Here is a 19,043-nt window from a genome sequence, read left to right as displayed (position 1 = left end):
CATCCAAGATGAGACAGTACCAGCTCAATTCCTACCTGTTCGGCAGCAATGCGCCGTTCATTGAAGAGCTCTACGAGACTTACCTCGAGAACCCCTCGAACGTGCCAGATCAATGGCGCGATTATTTTGATTCGCTGCAGAACCTGCCGGGTGCAAGCCGTGATGTGGCTCATGCGCCTGTCATCGCTTCGTTTGCGCAGATCGCCAAGCAGGGTAAGCCTCTGTCGGCGGCTGTCACTACGCCTGGCGTGGCCGACAAGCGTCAGATCAGTGTGCTGCAGATGATCAACGCCTACCGCTTCCTTGGTAACCGCTGGGCACAGATCGATCCGCTCAAGCGGCAGGAGCGCCCCTCGATTGCCGAGCTGGAGCCGTCCTATTACGGCTTCACCGAAGCGGATCTCTCCACCAGCTTCAACATCGGCTCCTTCCAGTTTCAGGAAAAGAGCCAGGCATCCCTGCGCGAGATTCTCGACGCTGCCCGTCAGACCTACTGTGGCACGCTGGCGGTCGAATACATGTACATGGCCGACGTGCAGCAGAAGCGCTGGATCCAGAGCCGTTTGGAGCCGATCCGCTCGACGCCGTCCTTCGATGTGCCGACCAAGAAGCGCATCCTCGAGCGCCTGACCGCAGCGGAAACCCTGGAAAAGTATCTCCACACCCGTTACGTCGGCCAGAAGCGTTTCTCGCTGGAAGGCGGCGATACGGCGATCGTGGCGATGGATACTTTCATCAACACTGCTGGCTCGCTGGGCGTGCAGGAAATCGTGATTGGCATGGCCCACCGCGGCCGCCTCAATGTGCTGGTCAATGTGCTGGGCAAGGCGCCCAAGATGCTGTTCGAAGAGTTTGAAGGCAAGCATGCTTCCGACCTGTCGGCTGGTGACGTGAAGTACCACATGGGTTTCTCCAGCGACGTGAACACTGCTGGTGGACCGGTGCACCTGACTCTGGCCTTCAATCCTTCTCACCTTGAGATCGTGAATCCGGTGGTTCAGGGCTCCGTCTATGCGCGCCAGACTCGCCGCAATGATGTCAGCAAGAGCCAGGTGGTGCCGCTCTTGATCCACGGTGATGCTGCCGTGGCTGGCCAGGGCATCAACCAGGAACTGCTCAACTTCAGCCAGACTCGTGGTTATGGCACGGGTGGCGCAGTGCATCTGGTGATCAACAACCAGATCGGCTTCACGACTTCGGATCCGCGTGACTCGCGTTCCTCGATCTACTGCACCGACATCTTCAAGATGGGCGAATGCCCGATCTTCCACGTCAATGCTGACGATCCGGAAGCGGTGGCGCTGGCTTGCCAGTTGGCCGTCGAATTCCGCCAGACCTTCAAGAAGGATGTTGTCATCGATCTGTTGTGCTATCGCAAGCTCGGTCACAACGAAGCGGATGAGCCGATGGTCACCCAGCCGCTGATGTACAAGAAGATTGCTCAGCATCCGGGTACGCGCAAGCTGTACGCCGACAAGCTGGTCGGGCAGGGGGTAATCAGTGCTGACGAGCCGGACAAGATGATCGCTGAATACCGTGAACATCTGGATCGTGGCGAGCTGCTCTACAACCCGGTGCTTTCCGGCCATAGCCGGAAGTTTGCTCAGGACTGGACGCCCTTCATCAAGAAGGAATACACGGATGATGGCAAGACCGGCGTGCCGATGACCGAGCTGAAGCGTCTGGCCAAGCGTCTGGTCGATGTGCCGGCCGATTTCACCCTGCACTCACGCGTCTCCAACATCATCGAGGCCCGCAAGGCTATGGGTGATGGCAGTCAGCCGCTGGACTGGGGGATGGCCGAAAACCTCGCCTACGCGTCGCTGGTTGCGCAAGGCTACGGCGTGCGCATCTCCGGTCAGGATTGCGGGCGTGGCACTTTCTTCCACCGCCATGCTGTACTGCACGATCAGAACCGCGAAAAGTGGGACGACGGCAATCTTGTGCCGCTGGCCAACATCCAACCCGAACAGGCTCCCTTTGTGGTGATCGACTCGGTACTGTCCGAATCCGGCATCCTGGGTTTCGAATATGGCTACGCTACGGCCGAGCCGAACCAGCTCGTCGTGTGGGAAGCCCAGTTTGGTGACTTCGGCAACTGCGCCCAGGTGGTGATCGACCAGTTCATCGCGTCCGGCGAAGCCAAGTGGGGTCGTCAGGCTGGCATCACCATGCTGCTGCCGCATGGTTACGAAGGTCAGGGCCCGGAGCACTCCTCTGGTCGTCTGGAGCGTTACATGCAGCTGTGTGCCGAGAACAACTGGCAGGTTTGCGTGCCTTCCACTCCGGCCCAGATCTTCCACCTCTTGCGTCGCCAGATGGTGCGCCCGCTGCGCAAACCCTTGGTGGTCATGACACCGAAATCGCTATTGCGCCACAAGGATGCCATCTCCTCGCTGGACGACCTGGCCAATGGCAGCTTCCAGACCGTGATTGGTGAAGTCGACAAGTTCGATGCCAAGAAGGTCAAGCGCGTGGTGGTGTGCTCCGGCAAGCTCTATTACGAGCTGCTGGCCGAGCGCCGCGCCAAGGATCTGAAAGACACTGTCATTGTGCGTCTGGAGCAGCTGTATCCCTTCCCCAACGATGCCTTTGCACTTGAGCTGGCGAAGTACCCGAATGCCAAGGAAGTGGTGTGGTGTCAGGAAGAGCCGCGCAACCAGGGAGCCTGGTACTGGATCGCCTCGCGTCAGCACCTGACCCGCTCGATGGGCAGCAAGCACACCCTGTATCTGGTGAGCCGTCCGGCTTCGGCTTCGCCGGCCGTGGGCTACTACGCGGTGCACAATGCCCAGCAGCGCGAAGTGGTGGAAGGTGCCTTCGGCAAACTCGGACAAGACCTGGCTCCGCGCTCCTGAGCGCAGCAGCACGGATAAAAACTGGAGAATCAGAACATGATCATCGAAGTCAAAGTGCCGCAACTGTCGGAATCCGTTTCCGAAGCGACCCTGGTGAGCTGGCACGCAGTTGAAGGCCAGGCTGTGAAGCGCGACCAGAACCTGATCGATATTGAAACCGACAAGGTCGTGCTGGAAACACCGGCCCCGGCCGATGGCGTGATCGTCAAGATCGTCAAGGGCAATGGCTCCACCGTTGTAAGTGGCGAATTGATTGCCCACATCGACACTGAAGCCAAGGCTGGTGCCGTGGCCCCGGCTGCTGCTGCAGCGCCTGTTGCTCCGGCAGCAGCTACCGCGCCGGCAGCAGCAGCGGTAGCCTCCGGTAGCGGCCCGGCCGCCCGCAAGATCCTCGCTGAGAAGGGCGTGGACCCCTCCGCGGTACAAGGGTCCGGCCCCGGAGGCCGTGTGACCAAGGCGGATGCCCTGGGCGTGAGCAAGCCTGCTACGGGCAGCTCGGTTTCCGCCCCGGCGGTGGTCGCTCCGGCCGCAACTTCGACTGCCGCTCTGCCGCAACCTCCTGTGCCGCCGGCTGTTGAAGCCGTACTCTCTGATCGCCCGGAAGAGCGGGTGCCGATGAGCCGCCTGCGTGCCCGCGTGGCGGAACGCCTGCTGCAATCGCAAGCTACCAACGCCATCCTGACGACCTTCAACGAAGTGAACATGGCTCCGGTCATGGAACTGCGCAAGAAGTACGTCGAAAAGTTCGAAAAGGAACACGGCATCAAGCTCGGCTTCATGTCCTTCTTCGTCAAGGCCGCAGTCGCCGCGCTGAAGAAGTACCCGGTACTGAACGCCTCTGTCGATGGCAATGACATCGTCTATCACGGCTATTTCGACATCGGTATCGCGGTCGGTTCGCCGCGTGGCCTGGTGGTGCCGATTCTGCGCAATGCCGACCAGCTGTCGATTGCACAGATCGAGAAGAAGATTGCCGAATTCGGTGCCAAGGCCAAGGAGGGCAAGCTCTCCATGGAAGATCTCTCCGGCGGCACCTTCTCAATCTCCAACGGTGGCGTGTTCGGCTCGATGCTTTCGACCCCGATCATCAACCCGCCACAGTCCGCAATTCTCGGCATCCATGCCACCAAGGATCGCCCGGTGGTTGAAAACGGTCAGATCGTGATCCGCCCGATCAACTACCTCGCCATGTCCTATGACCATCGCATCATCGATGGCCGCGAGGCTGTACTGGGTCTGGTGGCGATGAAGGAAGCGCTGGAAGATCCGGCCCGTCTGCTGCTGGATATCTGATAACGGCGAATGCTCCGGGGCTGGTGCTCCGGAGCTTTACCCAAGGAATAAGGAATTCACATGAGCCAAGAATTCGACGTCGTAGTCATCGGCGGTGGTCCCGCCGGTTACGTGGCCGCCATCCGTGCTTCTCAGCTGGGCCTGAAGACCGCCTGCTGTGAATCCGAGGCCTATGCAGACCCCAAGGGCGAGCCGCGTCTGGGCGGCACCTGCCTGAACGTGGGTTGTATTCCGTCCAAGGCCCTGCTGCACTCGTCCGAACTGTACGATCAGGCAACTCACTCGTTTGTCATGCACGGCATCAAGGCCGATAACGTGACCATCGATGTGCCCTCGATGATCAAGCGCAAGGACAATATCGTCACCCAGCTGGTTACCGGCATCAAAGGCCTGTTCAAGAAGTACAAGGTTACCTTCATTCCTGGGCATGGCAGTTTCGTGGCCAATGCGGATGGCAAGTGGCAGGTGAAGATCGGTGAAGAAATCGTGACCGCCACCCACGTCATCGTGGCGACCGGTTCGCACGCGCGCCATCTTCCAGCTATCCCGGTGGACCAGCAATTGGTGGTCGACAACATCGGTGCGCTGAATATCTCCGGCGTACCCAAGCGCCTCGGCGTGATCGGTGCTGGTGTGATTGGCCTCGAAATGAGCTCGGTGTGGAAGCGCCTCGGCTCCGAAGTCACCATCCTTGAGGCCATGCCGGATTTCCTTGCGGCGGCTGATGCCAACGTGGCCAAGGAAGCCTGGAAGATCTTCACCAGCAAGCAAGGCCTGAACATCCAGATGGGTGTGCAGATCAAGGAAGTGACCCCCAAGAAGAAGACCGTTGTCATCAAGTACGAAAACGATGACGGTGATCAGACCTTGGAAGTCGACAAGCTCATCGTGGCTGTGGGCCGCGTGCCCAACACCGCAGGCCTGAATGCCGAAGCCGTGGGCCTCGCGCTCGACGAGCGCGGCCGGATTGCCGTGGATCACCACTGCGCCACGAACCTGCCGAACGTGTGGGCGGTGGGCGACGTGGTGCCGGGCCCGATGCTGGCGCACAAGGGCATGGAAGAGGGCGTGATGGTGGCTGAGCGTATCGCGGGGCAAGGCACCACCCTGAACCACGACACGATTCCCTGGGTCATCTACACCCATCCGGAAATTGCCTGGGTCGGCAAGACCGAGCAGGAGCTCAAGGCTGGCAACGTGCCCTACAAGCAAGGGCAGATTCCTTTCCTGGCTAACGGGCGCGCGCTCGGTCAGGGTGACACCACCGGCTTCGTCAAGGTGCTGGCGCATGCTGAAACCGACCAGATTCTGGGCGTGCATATCATCGGCACCAATGCCTCCGAATTGATTGCCGAAGCCGTGGTGACCATGGAGTTTGCCGGCGCCGCCGAAGATCTGGCGCGTACTTGCCATGCGCACCCGACCCTGTCGGAAGCCATGCATGAGGCAGCTCTCGCAGTCGACAAGCGTTCTTTGCACTTCTAAATAGATTGCACTGAGCATCAGCGAAGGGCAAAGGCCAAAACCTTTGCCCTTCTTCGTTTTGCAGCGAAGTTCGCATACATGTCGCCGAACGAAATTTGCAGGAGCCTTCTGGAGCGCTTCCCCTGCACAGAACAAACCTTCCAGAGGCTGGAATTACCGAGGCAAGAGCATGGACTCACATCAGATCCTCAACGTCCCAGAATTCGGCGTGCGCGATGCCTACGACGCCTTGCTCGGTATGCGCGGCTATAAGGCCGATGCAGCCCAATTGCGCGCGATTTCCCGCTTGCAGCAGCTTTACTCAGAGCTGTTGAGCTTCAAGGCGCAGCGCCGCACGGCTTTGCGCAAGCTCTTCATTCATCCGGATCTGCCACGCAGCGTTTTCCTGTGGGGCGGGGTGGGGCGGGGCAAGAGCTTTATCATGGATTGCTTCTTTGATGCCGTGCCCTACAAGCGCAAGCGCCGGGTGCACTTTCATGCCTTCATGCACGAGATGCACGCCCAATTGCGTGCGCATCAGAACGAGGATGACCCACTCTCCCGGGTGGCCGAAGACATCGCGAAGCAGACGCGCCTGTTGTGCTTCGACGAGTTCCACGTTTCCGACATCGCCGATGCGATGATTCTCGGCCGCCTCTTGCAGGCGCTGTTCGAGCGCGGTGTGGTGTTCGTAATGACCTCCAATTACCCGCCGGATGGTCTCTATCCAAATGGTCTGCAGCGGCAGAATTTCCTGCCGACCATTGCGCTGATCAAAAAGCAGTTTGACGTGGTCGAGGTCGATGACGGTACCGACTACCGCCTGCGCAGTCTTGAATCCATGAATATCTTCATTACGCCGGCAGACGAGGCAGCTCAGCGCGAGCTGGCTGGGCACTTTGGCAAGATGGCGGGTACGCCCGGCAGCCCCGGCGAAATCACGGTACTGGAGCGTAAGCTGCCGGTGCGAAGGGTTGCGCCCGGCGTGGTGTGGTTCGATTTCGCTACTTTGTGCGGCGGCCCGCGCTCGCAGAACGATTACCTGGATATCGCCCGCGAATATCACACCGTACTACTCTCGAATGTGCCGGTGATGACCCGGGAACAAGGCAACGAAGCCCGCCGTTTCACCTGGCTGATCGATGTGCTCTACGAAGCGCGGGTGAAGCTGATCGTCAGCGCAGCGACTGAGGCCGCCGAGCTCTATCGCGAAGGCCCCAATGCGCAGGAGTTTCCGCGCACCGTGTCGCGCCTGATCGAGATGCGCTCGCGTGAATATCTGGCGGAGCCGCACCGGGCGGGTTGAGTACCCGCCGCGGTGAGGGCCGTGTTCAGTCTTCGCCGACCCACAGTTCGGCGTTCGGCAGGTCTGCAGCGGTGGTCTGGAAGGTTGGCTCCAGGCCTTTCGCCTGCTGTGCTTCGTAATCCTTGAGCGAATCCAGTGCGGGCTTTTGCAGGAACAGGATGGCCACGATATTGAGCCAGGCCATGATGCCCACGCCGATGTCACCCAGCGTCCAGGCCAGATCAGCCGAACGCACAGCACCATATAGACAGGCGGCTAGCGACACCACTTTCAGCACGAACAGCAACCAGGGGCGGCCCACCTTGCGGTTGATGTAGGCTACATTCGTTTCGGCGATGTAGTAGTAGGCGATGATCGTTGTGAAGGCGAAGAAGAACAGCGCACCCGCCACAAAGATGCTGCCGAAGCCGGGCAGCACGGATTCCACTGCGGCCTGGGTGAAAGCCGGGCCGACTTCGGTGCCGGGCAGGGCGTTTCTCAGCATCGTGCCGTCCAGCCCCTTTACGTTGTAAAGGCCGGTGATCAGCAGCATGAAGGCGGTGGCTGAGCACACGAAGAGCGTGTCGACATAGATCGAGAAGGCCTGCACGATGCCTTGCTTGGCCGGGTGGCTCACCTCGGCGGCGGCTGCCGGGTGCGGGCCGCTGCCCTGACCGGCTTCGTTGGAGAACACGCCGCGTTTCACGCCCCACTGGATGGCTGAGCCGAGCATGGCGCCGAAGGCGGCGTCGGCCCCGAAGGCGCTGCTGAAGATCAGGTTCAGCACGCCCGGCAGCTTGTCGATGTTCAGGCCGATCACCACGCAGGCAATCAGGATGTAGCCCAGCGCCATGAAGGGCACCACGATTTCGGCGAAGCGCGCGATGCGTTTCACACCGCCAAAGATGATCAAGCCCAGCAGCACCACGATGATGGCCGCCGAAACTTCCGGTGCGATGCCCAGCGAGTTCTTGAGGCCGGAGGCGATGCTGTTGGCTTGCACGCCCGGCAGCAGGAAACCCATCGAGATGATGGTGGCGAGTGCGAAGACCCAGGCGTACTTTTTCCAGCCCAGGCCTTTCTCGATGTAATAGGCCGGGCCGCCGCGATACAGGCCGTCGTTCTGTTCCTTGTAGATCTGGCCGAGGGTGGACTCGATGTAAGCCGTGGAGGCGCCGAGGAAAGCCGTCATCCACATCCAGAACACCGCGCCAGGGCCACCGTAGGCGATGGCCGCCGCCACGCCGGCGATGTTGCCAGTGCCGACTCGACCCGAGAGCGACATGGCCAGTGCCTGGAAGGAAGATACGCCGGCGTCCGAACCTTTGCCGTCGAACATCAGGCGGAACATCTCGCGAATATGGCGAACCTGCATGAAGCGGGTACGGATCGAGAAATAGAGGCCCACGCCCAGGCACAGGAAAACGAGGGCCGGGCTCCAGATGATGCTGTTGATCTGATTGACGATGGCTTCCATGCGCGGAACTCCATGACGAGAAGTGTTGAGTGAGCATACCGGCGCAGGCGTTCGAACAGGCACGCGGAACGGTATGGAAAGCGATGCATGGTGCCGCAAGTTTTGTGCGCGGATCAAGAAATTACGGTGATTCCGTGCGCACTCATCTCGAGGCTGTAGCTTTTGATGCCTTGGGCGTCGGTGGCGGGGTATCATGCCGGCCCCCCTCGAAGTGCCTTTTCCATGATTTTCGTAAAAAACGTGACGCTGCGTCGTGGCGTCAAGGTCGTGCTCGACCGCGCCTCAGTCAATTTCGCGCCCGGTGAAAAGATCGGTCTGGTTGGCCGCAATGGCGCCGGCAAGTCCTCCTTCTTCGGTCTGCTCAATGGCACGCTGCATGAAGACAGCGGCGAGTTCTCGATTCCCACCCAGTGGCAGATGGCCCAGGTGGCGCAGGACATGCCGGAGACCGAGCAGAGCGCGACCGACTTCGTGATCGAGGGCGACAGCGTGCTGCTTGCTGCACGCGCGGAAGTCGCTGCGGCCGAAGCCAGTGACGATGGCATGGCCATGGCTCACGCCTACATGGCGCTCAATGATGCTGGCGAGCATGATGCGGCTTCGCGTGCCCAGGCCCTGATTCTTGGCCTCGGTTTCTCTACCGCCCAGCTCGATCAGCCGGTGAACAGCTTCTCCGGGGGGTGGCGCATGCGTCTGCAACTGGCGCGTGCCCTGATGTGTCCCTCGGATCTGCTCCTGCTGGATGAACCGACCAATCACCTGGATCTGGACGCCTTGGTGTGGCTCGAAGCCTGGCTCAAGCGCTATGCCGGCACTATGGTGGTGATCAGTCACGACCGCGAGTTCCTCGATGCAGTGACCCAGGTGACGGTGCACGTCGACAACGCGAAGCTCGTGCGCTACGGCGGCAACTACAGCCGCTTTGAGGAAATGCGTGCCGAACAGATGCTGCTGCAGCAAGCGGCGCTGGCCAAGCAGGCGGACAAGATTGCTCACCTGCAAAAGTTCATCGACCGCTTCAAGGCCAAGGCCAGCAAGGCCAAGCAGGCGCAGAGCCGTGTCAAGGCGCTGGAGCGGATGGAAAAGGTCGCCCCGGTGCTGGCGGATGCGGAATTCACCTTTGAATTCAAGGAACCGAACAATGTGCCGAACCCGATGCTGTCGATGCTGGACGCCAGCTTCGGCTACCCGCCGGCGGACGACGCACCTGCTGGCACGCCGCCCACCACCATCGTGCGCAACATCAACCGCTCGGTGCTGGCCGGCCAGCGCATCGGCATCCTGGGGGCCAACGGCCAGGGCAAATCCACCCTGGTGAAGACTGTGGCCCATGCACTCATCCCCACGCATGGCGAGATCAGCGAGGGCAAGGGTCTGAACATCGGCTACTTCGCCCAGCAGGAGCTGGACGTGCTGGATCCCGAAGCTTCGCCCTTGTTGCACATGGTGCGCCTGGCTCAGAGCCTGCCTGCCAACCTAAGGGGCGGGCAGGGGACGGGCGAACAGGCCTTGCGAACCTATCTCGGTACCTTCAATTTCGGCGGCGAGATGGTGCACCAGCCGGTCGGCACCATGAGCGGCGGCGAGAAAGCGCGCCTGGTGCTGTGCATGATCGTGTGGCAGCGCCCGAACCTGCTCTTGCTCGATGAGCCGACCAATCACCTGGATCTCACCACGCGCGATGCACTCGGTGTGGCACTTAATGAGTTTGAGGGCACGGTGATGCTGGTGAGCCACGACCGGGCGTTATTGAGATCCGTGTGCGACGAGTTCTGGCTGGTCTCCAAGGGCCGTGTCGAACCCTTCGACGGCGATCTGGAGGACTACCAGCAGTTCCTGCTCGATGAAGCGCGCCGGGTGCGTGAAGAGGCGGCGGCTGCGCTCAAGAAGGGTAAGTAACGCTGTTGTCGCCCATAAAAAAAGCGCCTTCCGGCGCTTTTTTTATGTCTTGAACGCTGCTTACTTCAGCTTCTGCACCTTGGCGTAAGCCTCCAGCAGCTTGCCGTGCATCACGCAGCCCTCCAGATTCATCCCCGCCGAGGGCGTGCCGAAGAAGCGCAGCTCGCCGCTGAGCGTCACCATGGCCAGCTCCAGGGTTTCCTTGCCGTAGAGGCCCAGCAGAGCTTCCATGTAGCGCTCGTCGTCGTCCAGGCGCAACAGGTTCTCGATGCAGCTATAGACGCGGCGACGCGCCGGGTTGATCTGGGAGAAGTTGCTCACCCACAGCAGGCCCGCGTCCACGGCTTCTTCATCTCCGATGGCGAGCGCCAGCAGGCACTTGAGCTCGCCTACGCGGAGATCCGCCCACAGACTGTCCGGATCGGCGGCCAGACCGATGAGGGCGGCGACTGGCTTCTGCTCGTCCAGATCAATGTCGTTCAGCGCTTCGAGCAGCTCGGCGCATTGCGGCTCGGTGAGGTCCTGCCAGTGCAGGATGCTCGGGCGCAGTTCGTTGCCGATGCTGTTGTTGTCGAAGTCCAGCTCGTCCAGCGGGTAGATCTCGGACATGCCTGGCACGATGATGCGGCAGGTATACACGCCCAGATGTGTGAAGTCCGCGACCAGAATGTCGTGACCGGCGGCGTGGATGATGCCGGCGAGGCGCTCGAAATCTTCTGCCGTGCTGCCGGCGAAGTTCCAGTCACAGAATGCGAAGTCCGGCGTGTTGGCGAGGAAGTTCCAGTGCACCGTGCCGGAGGAGTCCACGAAGTGGATCTCGGTATTGGGCGTCGAGGCTACGTCTTCGAGGTCGTGGCTGGCGGCCGGGAAGCCGCCCAGCGCATCCAGCGCGCGGCCCTGCAGCAGCTCGGTCAGCGCCCGCTCCAGCGCCACTTCGAAGCGCGGATGGGCGCCGAAACTCACGAATACGCCCTGATCGTGCGGGTTCAGCAGCGTGACGTTGATGACCGGGAATTCGCCGCCGAGCGAGGCGTCACGCACCAGAATGCCGAAACCGGCCTCGCGCAGGCCCTTGATGCCGGCGGCAATGGCCGGGTAGCGGGCGATCACTTCTGCCGGCACTTCCGGCAGGCACAGGCCTTCGCGGATGACCTTGAATTTCACATGGCGCTCAAGGATTTCGGACAGGGCCTGAGCACGGGCTTCGGTCGGCGTGTTGCCGGCCGACATGCCGTTGCTCACGTACAGGTTGGAGATGATGTTGACCGGCATGAACACGGTTTCACCATCGCGCTGGCGCAGATAGGGGATCGTGCAGATGCCGCGCTCCAGATTGCCGGTGTTCATATCCACCAGGGCTTCGGAGTCGATTTCGCCATCCGGGTTGTAGAAGGCCTGCAGTTCCGGCGTCAGGATTCCTTCGGGCCATTCCCATTCGTCGTGGGTGGCGAACCACTTTTCTTGCGGGTAATGGGCGAACTGGCCGCTGGCGTTGGCTTCACCGAGGTAGTAGTGCGACCAGAAATAGTTGCAGGACAGGCGCTCGAAGAACTCGCCGAGGGCGCTGGCGCGGGCGGCGAGCTGGGTCGCCCCCTTGCCGTTGGTGTAGAGCAGGGGGCAATCCGCATCGCGCAGGTGTACCGACCATACGCCTTCCACCGGGTTGAGCCAGCTGTGTTCCTCGGCACGGAAGCCCACTGCGGCAAGCTTGGCCTGCAGGGTGGCGATGGTGGTTTCGAGGGAGGCATCCTTGCCAGGGATGAAGTGTTCGGGAGCGTTCATGGCGAGGTGCCGGGTGGAGAGGGGGAGCGCATCATACAGGGCCACACCCCGGGCGTCCGGAAAAGCTCTGTGTCCTAGGGGCTGGCCACCTACAATCGAAATCCCTTTATCCGGAGCTTTGCCATGCTGCGTCTGATTCTTGCCCTGCTGTGTTGTGCGTTCGCCCTGCCGCTGGCGGCCCAGCAGCAGATGGAAATCATTGCGCTGCGCCATCGCCTGCCCGAGCAGGTGTTGCCAACCCTGCAGCCCTTGCTGGAGCCAGGTGGCAGCCTGTCGGCCATGAGCGGCAAACTCATTGTGCGCACCACGCCTGCCAATCTGGCCCAATTGCGGCGAGCACTGGAAGCCATCGACACGCCGGTGCGGCGCTTGCTGATTTCAGTGCGGCAGGGCGGCAGCCAGAGCCGTGAGGAGACTTATGTGGGGGCCGATGGCCGGGTGGTAATCCGCAACGGTGAAGTAGGCGGCGCCGTGCGCGCCGGCGCAGAGGCGGGTAGCCGGGAGCGGCGCGAGAACATTGTCTCTCAGGTGCAGACTGTGGAAGACGGCGAGGCCTTCATCCAGCTCGGCCAGTCCGTGCCGCAGCCGGTCACGCAGGTGGTGCAGGGGCCGGGCGGCACGACGGTGACGCGCACCACCCAGTACGTGAGTGCTGGCAGTGGCTTCGCTGCGCGGCCGCGCCTGGCGGGTGACAATGTGACGGTGTCGATCGCACCGCAGAGCCAGCGCATCGCGGGGAACGGGCGAGTGTCCGGCAGCGGGCTGACGACCACGGTGAGTGGCAAACTCGGGCAGTGGATTCCGCTCGGCGGCATCAGCCAGCAGAGCGAAACCTCTGGTCATGGGCTGATGAGTTATGAGCGCGGGCGCAGCGAAACGAGCAGTGAGTACTGGATCCGGGTCGAGTCGCTGGACTGAGCGCGGGGGCAAATCTACTGCGCGACGCAAGCTCGACACTCCGGTGCTCAACGTATCCACATACGTTTCCGCTCCTCATGTCGATCTTGCATCGCTCGCTACGATTTTCCACCCGCGCTGGTTTGGATGCGCCGCAAGCCGCGGCGCAGCTGGCGGGCGTTGCGTAGCTGCAGGTCCACCCATAGCGGGCGCGGCGCGGCATGTGGCGTGATCCACACCGTGCGCATGCCCAGGCAATGTGCCGGGCGCAGGTTCATGGCCGTGTCTTCCACCATGATGCAGCGCGAGGCCGGCACCTTGAGCCGGCGCAGCACGGCGCGATAGGCGCGGATCTGCGGTTTGGGCTGGTAGCCCAGGTCTTCCACGGCGAAGCTGCCATCCATCACATGATCCAGGCCAGTCAGGCGCAGCACCTCGTCGACATAGCTGCGTGGCGCGTTCGAGAAGATGTACTTGCGCCCCGGCAAGGCGCGCAGGCTGGCTAGCAGGGCGCGGTCGAAGACCAGCAGGGCGCCCAGATCCGGAAACTGATGGGTGGCAGCGAGGAAATCGGCCGGGCGCTCGGCGTGGTTGCGCACCATGCCGCGCAGGGTGGCGCCGAAGCGGCTCCAGTAATGCATGCGCAGGGCACTGGCCTCTTCGTGGCTGAGGTCGAGGCGACGGGCAAGGTAGACCGTCATGGCCCGGTTGATGTGCGGAAAGATGTGCACGCCGGCGTTGTGCAGGGTGTTGTCGAGATCGAACAACCAGACGGGAGTCATGCGCGAGCCTTGCGAAAGTGAGCCCTGATTGTATTGCCCTGTCGGGTTTGTGTGCGGTTGTATGCATAGCGTCTGCCTAGGCTGGAAGCTGGATTCATCCGTCTTCCATGCAGGCTGCCATGAGAACCTTGCTGCATCTGCCCGTACCCGCCATGCCCGCGCTGCTGCGCTTGCGGGCCCTGGTGCCGGTGGTTATTTTTGGCTGCGGGGTGCTGGCCAGTGTCGGGCTATGGCAGGCCCAGCAGCAGCAGCAGGCGGCTCAGCGCCAGGCTGCGTTTGATTTCCTGCTGAGCAAATTCGTGCGCCAGCTGGATGCGCACTTTGCTGCTTCAACTCAGGTGCTGCGGGGCGTGGCGGGCTATTTTGCAGCCAGCCGCGAGGTGGATCGCACCGGCTTCCGGCACTACGTGGCGGTATTGCGTCTGGGGGATCGCTATCCCGGCATCCAGGGGGTTGGTTTTGCGCAATTGCTTGCACCGGAGCAGCTGGTCCGGCACGAGGCTCGGGTGCGTGCCGAGGGGTTTCCGCATTACGGCGTACGCCCGGCAGCTGCGCGCAGCTTCTACACCAGCATCCTGTTTCTGGAGCCTTTTGACTGGCGCAATCAGCGTGCTTTTGGTTTTGACATGTTTACTAATCCGGTGCGTCGGGAGGCCATGGCGCGTGCCCGTGATAGCGGACAAGTCGCGCTCTCCGGGCGCGTCCATCTGGAGCAGGAAACCGATGAGGATGTGCAGGCCGGCGTGCTGCTCTATGTGCCGGTTTACCGTGAAGGCGAAGGTGGGCTGGATGTGGCGCAGCGGCGCGAGAGTCTGCAGGGCTGGGCCTTTGCGCCGCTGCGCATGAAGGATCTGGTAGGGCGCCTCTTGGCGCGCGAGTTGCCGGAGCTGCAGACACAACTGGCCTTCGAACTCTACGACAGTGCCACGGCGGATCCGGAGCAGCTCTTGTACCGCTCGGAGCGCTGGGCCGGGGCGAGCAGCCAGCACTATGTCAGCACGCTCACGCTGCAGGTGGCGGGGCGAAGCTGGAGTTTGCGGGCGCACTCGCTGCCTGGCTTCGAAGAAGGCGGCAAGGGCTTGCACGGACGCGGCATGCTGCTCCTCGGCACGCTGGCCAGTGCACTGCTGGCCAGCCTGGTGGGGCTGATCCTCACCAGTCACGTGCGTACCGTCGAGGCCTTGCAGGAAAGTGCCGAGGTTCAGCAACAGCTGAGCCAGAGCCAAGCCGAGCTGCAGAGCGTGTTCGATACCTCGGGCGTGGGCATGCTGCAGGTGGATACCTTCGGTGTGGTGCGGCGGGTGAACCAGCGCATGGCAGAGATGTTTGGCCGGGTACGCGAAGGCATGCCGGGCATGCCCTACGAAAATCTGGTGCCGCCAGAAGACCGTGAGCGGGTGCGCCAGCGGATTGCGGAACTGGTGAGCAGTGAGATGCGCGAGCTCAATATCGAACGGCGCTACTGCCGTGCCGACGGCACAAGTTTCTGGGGCATGCTTTCGGCGCGACGCCTGCTCGATCGGCAGGGCGGCACTATCGGCCTGGTCGGGGTGATCGTGGACATCACCGCGCGGCGCAACGCCGAACTGCACCTGACGCAATCCGAGCAGCGCTACCGCACGCTCACCGAGAGCATGCAGGATGTGGTGTGGTGCGTGGATCCGGTCGATATGCGAATTACTTATTGCAGCCCATCGCTGCGGGCGCTGTGCGGCTTCTGCGCGGAAGATGCGCTGCTTGGCGGGCTAGCCATGCTGTTCGGGGCGCGTCGCACGGAATGGCTGCAGGCACGTTGGCGGGAGCGCGTGGAGTGCTATCGCCGCGGCGAGGTGGAGGCTGGGCATGCCTGGCTGGATGAACTGGAGCACCTGTGCGCGCAGGGTGGGGCGGTACCGGTGGAGCTGAGCAGTTGTTGCATGGTGGACCCGGAGGGCGGAGCCCTGCTACTGCGCTGCGTGACGCGCAATATTAGTGAGCGCAAGCGCCATGAGCAGGCTCAGCGCGTGGCTGCGGTGGCGTTTGAATCGCACGAGAGCATGCTGGTGACCAATGCGGCCGGCGTCATCATCAAAGTGAACCAGGCTTTCTGCGACCTCACCGGTTTCAGTTCCGAGGAGGTGTTGGGCAAGACTCCGCGCTTGCTTCACTCCGGTCGTCACGATGTCGAGTTCTATGCTGAGATGTGGCGCTGCATCAACAATTCCGGCTTCTGGCAGGGCGAGATCTGGAATCGCCACAAGGATGGTCGCGTCTATCCGGTGTGGCTCACCATCACCGCCGTGCGTGACGAGGAGGGGCGCACCACGCATTACGTTGGCAGCTCCTTTGATATTACGCGCCAGGTGCAGCACCAGAGCGAGATCCGCAACCTGGCCTTCTATGATCCGCTCACCGGGCTGGCCAACCGGCGGCTGTTCGCGGATCGCCTCGGCCATGCCTTTGCCAAGAGCGGACGCAGCAAGCGCTTCGGCGCCGTGCTCTATATCGATCTGGATCGCTTCAAGGAAGTGAATGACTCCCTGGGCCATGCCGAAGGGGATCGCCTGCTGGAACTGGTGGCTGATCGCATCTCTACCAATGTGCGTGAGGGCGACACGGTGGCGCGCTTTGGCGGGGACGAGTTCGTCGTGTTGCTCGAAGACGTGGGCGAGACCCGCGAAGAGGCGCTGTGCGTGGTCATCGCCGTAGCCGAGAAGCTGCGTCAGGCGCTGGCAACTCCTTACCACCTGCACGGCACCCAGCCGGGTGAGCATGTGTGCTCGTCGAGCATTGGCGTGGCGGTGTTCCGCGGCTCACAGGAGGAAATGGAGTCGGTGCTGCTGCGCGCGGACCGGGCGCTCTACGCGGCCAAGGATGGTGGGCGCAATGCGGTGTGTGTGGGTGAGGGCTGCGAGGAGGAAGAAGGAACGCGTCATCAGGACTGACTCGTCGTTTCTGCCGCCTGTTCCGGAACGGCACTTGGCTGCTTTCCTGCCCAGCCATTCCCCCGAAGTGTGTCGTTCTCAGCGATGGAACTGGATCACTGTGCGGCCATCTTCGATCTGCTTGGGGGCTGCTTTCCAGGCATGGCCGAAAACCAGCTCCAGGGTGAGGGGCAGGCGACCGTCCTGCCGAGCTTGCTCCAGCGCGGCACGGGCGGCTTGCCAGCCCGCCTTGCCGGCGAGGCCACGCGGGCGGTTGGTGGCGGCATTGGTGGCGCTCGCCGCGCGCAGGTCGCGGAAGATAGCGTCGGCATCCGGGTAGGTGAGCGTGAGGCGTTGCATGTCCATCACCGGGTCGGCAAAGCCCGCCTGCACCAGGCAATCTCCCAGGTCGTGCATGTCGATGAAGCGATGCACCCGCTCGCCGGCATGGTCCGGCAGGGCTGCACGTAGTTCTTTCAGGGTGTCCGGCCCCAGTGTGGCAAACATCAGCAGGCCGCCCACTTCCAGCACCCGATGACATTCCTTGATGGCTGGCAGCGGATCGCTCAACCAGTTCAGCAGCAGATTGCTCCACACCAGTTGAGTGCTGGCACGCGCCAGCGGAAGGTGCTGGGCATCGGCGCAGACGAGTTGCGGGCCGGTGCTTTTGCCGAAGAGGCGCTGCAACAGGCCGCGTTGCGGGCGGGCCAGGTCGAGCCGGGGTAGGGCGAAGTCCAGCCCGATGCAGGAGGCCTCGGGATAGCGCTGGGCCAGCATGGGCAGATCCGCACCATGGCCGCAGCCCAGATCGAGGATGCGGCTTGGCGTGAGGCGGATGTAATCGAGGCGCTCGGCCATGCGGCTGCTGACTTCGCGGGCGAGAAAATCGCCTTGTGCAGCCTGCGGCGCCGAGGCGGCGAAGCGGTGGCGCAACAGGGCTTGATCGAGGGCGAAATCAGTGGATGTGGGCATGGCGGGAAATGAAAAAGGCGGGCAGCCTGCGCTGCCCGCCTTGAGTTTAATACGCGAGCCGACTCAGTGCTCGGCGGCTGTTGTGCTAGCCGGTGCAACTTCCTTGTGCGGCGCATGCGGATGCCAGCCAACCACAGCCATCATCACGGCAAAACCAATCACATAGGCCAGCACTACATGCCAGCCATGGCGCAGCCACTTGCCGGCCGAGCGCGCTTCCGGGTACATGTTGGAGAGCGCTACGCCCGCGGAGGAGCCGAACCACAGCATGGAACCGCCGAAGCCCACGCAGTAGGCCAATACGCCCCAGTCGAAGCCACCTTGGCGGATCGCCAGTGCGGTCAGCGGGATGTTGTCGAACACCGAGGAGACGAAACCCAGCCCCAGAGCACTCATCCACGAGGCCGGCGGCAGAGCTTCGACCGGCATCATCGAGGCAATCACCACCAGTGAGAGCAGGAAGACCGAGCCCTTGAAGGTTTCCGGCATCAACTCCCAGTCGTGGCGGCGGACCGGAATGGTGATCAGGATGGCCACCCACACGGCGACGCCGATGAAGGGGAAGCTGTCCGAGATGTCGGCATAGTGAAGGTTCACGATGATGTTGGTGCCCATTGCCAGCAAAAGGATGGTGGCAACGATGCCAACGCGAGCCCAATCGATCTTGGTATGGGCGTGAGCATTCTTGAGGATCGGCGAGTAGGCATGCTGCTGTTTGGCACCGAAGTAACCAATGATCAGCAGGGCGATACCGGCGGCCACGTAAGCATGCAGCACGTTGGCTGGCGAGATGCCGTCGATCCACATCATGGTGGTGGTGGTATCGCCGACCACGCTGCCCGAGCCACCGGCATTCGAGGCAGCCACGATGGCGGCGAGGTAGCCGATGTGCACTTTGCCCTTGAATAGTTGGTGAGCCATCGCACCGCCGATCAATGCGGCCGCGATGTTGTCGAGGAAGCTGGAGAGCACGAAGACCATCACCAGCATCATGAAGCCGCCCTTCCAGTCGTCCGGGAGGTACTTGGGCAGCACCACCGGCACATGGCTCTTCTCGAAGTGGCGGGCGAGGAGGGCGAAGCCCATCAAGAGGCACAGCAGATTGGCCAGGGTGACCCACTCATGGGCCAGATGCAGGCCCAGCCCAGCAAAGCCGGCGCCGAATTTGAAGCCGGTGAAGACCAGCTTGTAAACGGTGACGGTCGCCAGCCCGCTGAGCGCGACTTGCAATGTGTAGTGGTGGAAGAGGGCCACGCCGAGCAGGGTGGCGGCGAAAATGAAGAACTCCAGTGGGATGCCGGCAATGGCCGGGCCGCCAGCCGCGAAAGCAGCAGGCGAGGCCAGCAACAGGGCCAGTAGCGAGAGAAGGCGTGACAGCTTTGACTTGAGCATGATGGACACGGGTGACTGGAAGGTAGGCGGAGTACAGCA

General features: G+C 62.2%; 12 protein-coding genes. 7 read left to right on the top strand and 5 right to left on the bottom strand.

Annotated features, from left to right (window positions below; all coding sequences use genetic code 11):
- Nucleotides 1–8: 8 nt before the first annotated feature.
- The 4 genes from Q3Y64_RS11665 (at nt 9) to zapE (ending at nt 6,921) form a co-directional block, all read left to right on the top strand.
- A complete protein-coding gene (locus Q3Y64_RS11665) occupies nt 9–2,858 on the top strand; it encodes a 2-oxoglutarate dehydrogenase E1 component (RefSeq protein WP_303562007.1) in 2,850 nt (949 codons plus the stop codon).
- A gap of 36 nt (nt 2,859–2,894) precedes the next feature.
- On the top strand, nt 2,895–4,151 hold the full coding sequence (odhB, locus tag Q3Y64_RS11660; protein WP_303562005.1) for a 2-oxoglutarate dehydrogenase complex dihydrolipoyllysine-residue succinyltransferase: 1,257 nt from the start codon (nt 2,895–2,897) through the stop codon (nt 4,149–4,151).
- 60 nt (nt 4,152–4,211) lie between these two features.
- Nucleotides 4,212–5,636, top strand: a complete 1,425-nt coding sequence (gene lpdA, locus Q3Y64_RS11655) for a dihydrolipoyl dehydrogenase (RefSeq protein ID WP_101941135.1) — start codon at nt 4,212–4,214, stop codon at nt 5,634–5,636.
- Nucleotides 5,637–5,805: 169 nt separating this feature from the next.
- Nucleotides 5,806–6,921: a cell division protein ZapE gene (zapE, locus tag Q3Y64_RS11650; RefSeq protein WP_303562001.1), complete on the top strand. Its 1,116-nt coding sequence runs from the start codon at nt 5,806–5,808 to the stop codon at nt 6,919–6,921.
- Between the two features lie 25 nt (nt 6,922–6,946).
- On the opposite strand, the gene Q3Y64_RS11645 is transcribed toward zapE, so the two are convergent.
- Entirely contained in the window at nt 6,947–8,377 is a 1,431-nt protein-coding gene (locus tag Q3Y64_RS11645; RefSeq protein ID WP_101941133.1) for a sodium:alanine symporter family protein, read from the bottom strand.
- A gap of 222 nt (nt 8,378–8,599) precedes the next feature.
- Here Q3Y64_RS11645 and Q3Y64_RS11640 point away from each other — a divergent pair, with 222 nt between their 5' ends.
- A complete protein-coding gene (locus Q3Y64_RS11640; protein ID WP_101941132.1) occupies nt 8,600–10,276 on the top strand; it encodes an ABC-F family ATP-binding cassette domain-containing protein in 1,677 nt (558 codons plus the stop codon).
- 60 nt (nt 10,277–10,336) lie between these two features.
- On the opposite strand, the gene ycaO is transcribed toward Q3Y64_RS11640, so the two are convergent.
- Entirely contained in the window at nt 10,337–12,058 is a 1,722-nt protein-coding gene (gene ycaO / locus Q3Y64_RS11635; RefSeq protein ID WP_303561994.1) for a 30S ribosomal protein S12 methylthiotransferase accessory factor YcaO, read from the bottom strand.
- 123 nt (nt 12,059–12,181) lie between these two features.
- Here ycaO and Q3Y64_RS11630 point away from each other — a divergent pair, with 123 nt between their 5' ends.
- The gene (locus Q3Y64_RS11630; protein WP_303561992.1) at nt 12,182–12,976 is read left to right on the top strand and encodes a secretin N-terminal domain-containing protein; all 795 of its coding nucleotides are present in this window, start codon (nt 12,182–12,184) and stop codon (nt 12,974–12,976) included.
- 98 nt (nt 12,977–13,074) lie between these two features.
- Here Q3Y64_RS11630 and Q3Y64_RS11625 read toward each other — a convergent pair whose 3' ends face one another.
- A complete protein-coding gene (locus Q3Y64_RS11625; protein WP_101941129.1) occupies nt 13,075–13,737 on the bottom strand; it encodes a pyrimidine 5'-nucleotidase in 663 nt (220 codons plus the stop codon).
- A 119-nt stretch (nt 13,738–13,856) separates the two neighbouring features.
- On the opposite strand from Q3Y64_RS11625, the gene Q3Y64_RS11620 reads away from it, so the two are divergent.
- The gene (locus tag Q3Y64_RS11620; RefSeq protein ID WP_303561989.1) at nt 13,857–16,661 is read left to right on the top strand and encodes a CHASE domain-containing protein; all 2,805 of its coding nucleotides are present in this window, start codon (nt 13,857–13,859) and stop codon (nt 16,659–16,661) included.
- A gap of 78 nt (nt 16,662–16,739) precedes the next feature.
- On the opposite strand, the gene Q3Y64_RS11615 is transcribed toward Q3Y64_RS11620, so the two are convergent.
- Complete coding sequence (locus Q3Y64_RS11615) at nt 16,740–17,612, bottom strand: methyltransferase domain-containing protein (protein ID WP_303561988.1); 873 nt, start codon at nt 17,610–17,612, stop codon at nt 16,740–16,742.
- A gap of 63 nt (nt 17,613–17,675) precedes the next feature.
- Nucleotides 17,676–19,004: a citrate transporter gene (locus tag Q3Y64_RS11610; protein ID WP_303561986.1), complete on the bottom strand. Its 1,329-nt coding sequence runs from the start codon at nt 19,002–19,004 to the stop codon at nt 17,676–17,678.
- Nucleotides 19,005–19,043 lie beyond the last annotated feature (39 nt).

The organism is Uliginosibacterium sp. 31-12, assembly GCF_030548425.1.
In the GTDB taxonomy this organism is placed as follows: domain Bacteria; phylum Pseudomonadota; class Gammaproteobacteria; order Burkholderiales; family Rhodocyclaceae; genus Uliginosibacterium; species Uliginosibacterium aquaticum.
This window is presented reverse-complemented; position numbering and strand designations above follow the sequence as displayed.

What these genes read in the sequence shown, in the direction of transcription:
- Q3Y64_RS11625 (WP_101941129.1), bottom strand. Translation starts at nt 13,737, where the DNA reads ATGACTCCCGTCTGGTTGTTCGATCTCGACAACACCCTGCACAACGCC.
- Q3Y64_RS11640 (WP_101941132.1), top strand. Translation starts at nt 8,600, where the DNA reads ATGATTTTCGTAAAAAACGTGACGCTGCGTCGTGGCGTCAAGGTCGTG.
- Q3Y64_RS11610 (WP_303561986.1), bottom strand. Translation starts at nt 19,004, where the DNA reads ATGCTCAAGTCAAAGCTGTCACGCCTTCTCTCGCTACTGGCCCTGTTG.
- Q3Y64_RS11615 (WP_303561988.1), bottom strand. Translation starts at nt 17,612, where the DNA reads ATGCCCACATCCACTGATTTCGCCCTCGATCAAGCCCTGTTGCGCCAC.
- Q3Y64_RS11630 (WP_303561992.1), top strand. Translation starts at nt 12,182, where the DNA reads ATGCTGCGTCTGATTCTTGCCCTGCTGTGTTGTGCGTTCGCCCTGCCG.
- Q3Y64_RS11620 (WP_303561989.1), top strand. Translation starts at nt 13,857, where the DNA reads ATGAGAACCTTGCTGCATCTGCCCGTACCCGCCATGCCCGCGCTGCTG.
- ycaO (WP_303561994.1), bottom strand. Translation starts at nt 12,058, where the DNA reads ATGAACGCTCCCGAACACTTCATCCCTGGCAAGGATGCCTCCCTCGAA.
- zapE (WP_303562001.1), top strand. Translation starts at nt 5,806, where the DNA reads ATGGACTCACATCAGATCCTCAACGTCCCAGAATTCGGCGTGCGCGAT.
- Q3Y64_RS11665 (WP_303562007.1), top strand. Translation starts at nt 9, where the DNA reads ATGAGACAGTACCAGCTCAATTCCTACCTGTTCGGCAGCAATGCGCCG.
- lpdA (WP_101941135.1), top strand. Translation starts at nt 4,212, where the DNA reads ATGAGCCAAGAATTCGACGTCGTAGTCATCGGCGGTGGTCCCGCCGGT.
- Q3Y64_RS11645 (WP_101941133.1), bottom strand. Translation starts at nt 8,377, where the DNA reads ATGGAAGCCATCGTCAATCAGATCAACAGCATCATCTGGAGCCCGGCC.
- odhB (WP_303562005.1), top strand. Translation starts at nt 2,895, where the DNA reads ATGATCATCGAAGTCAAAGTGCCGCAACTGTCGGAATCCGTTTCCGAA.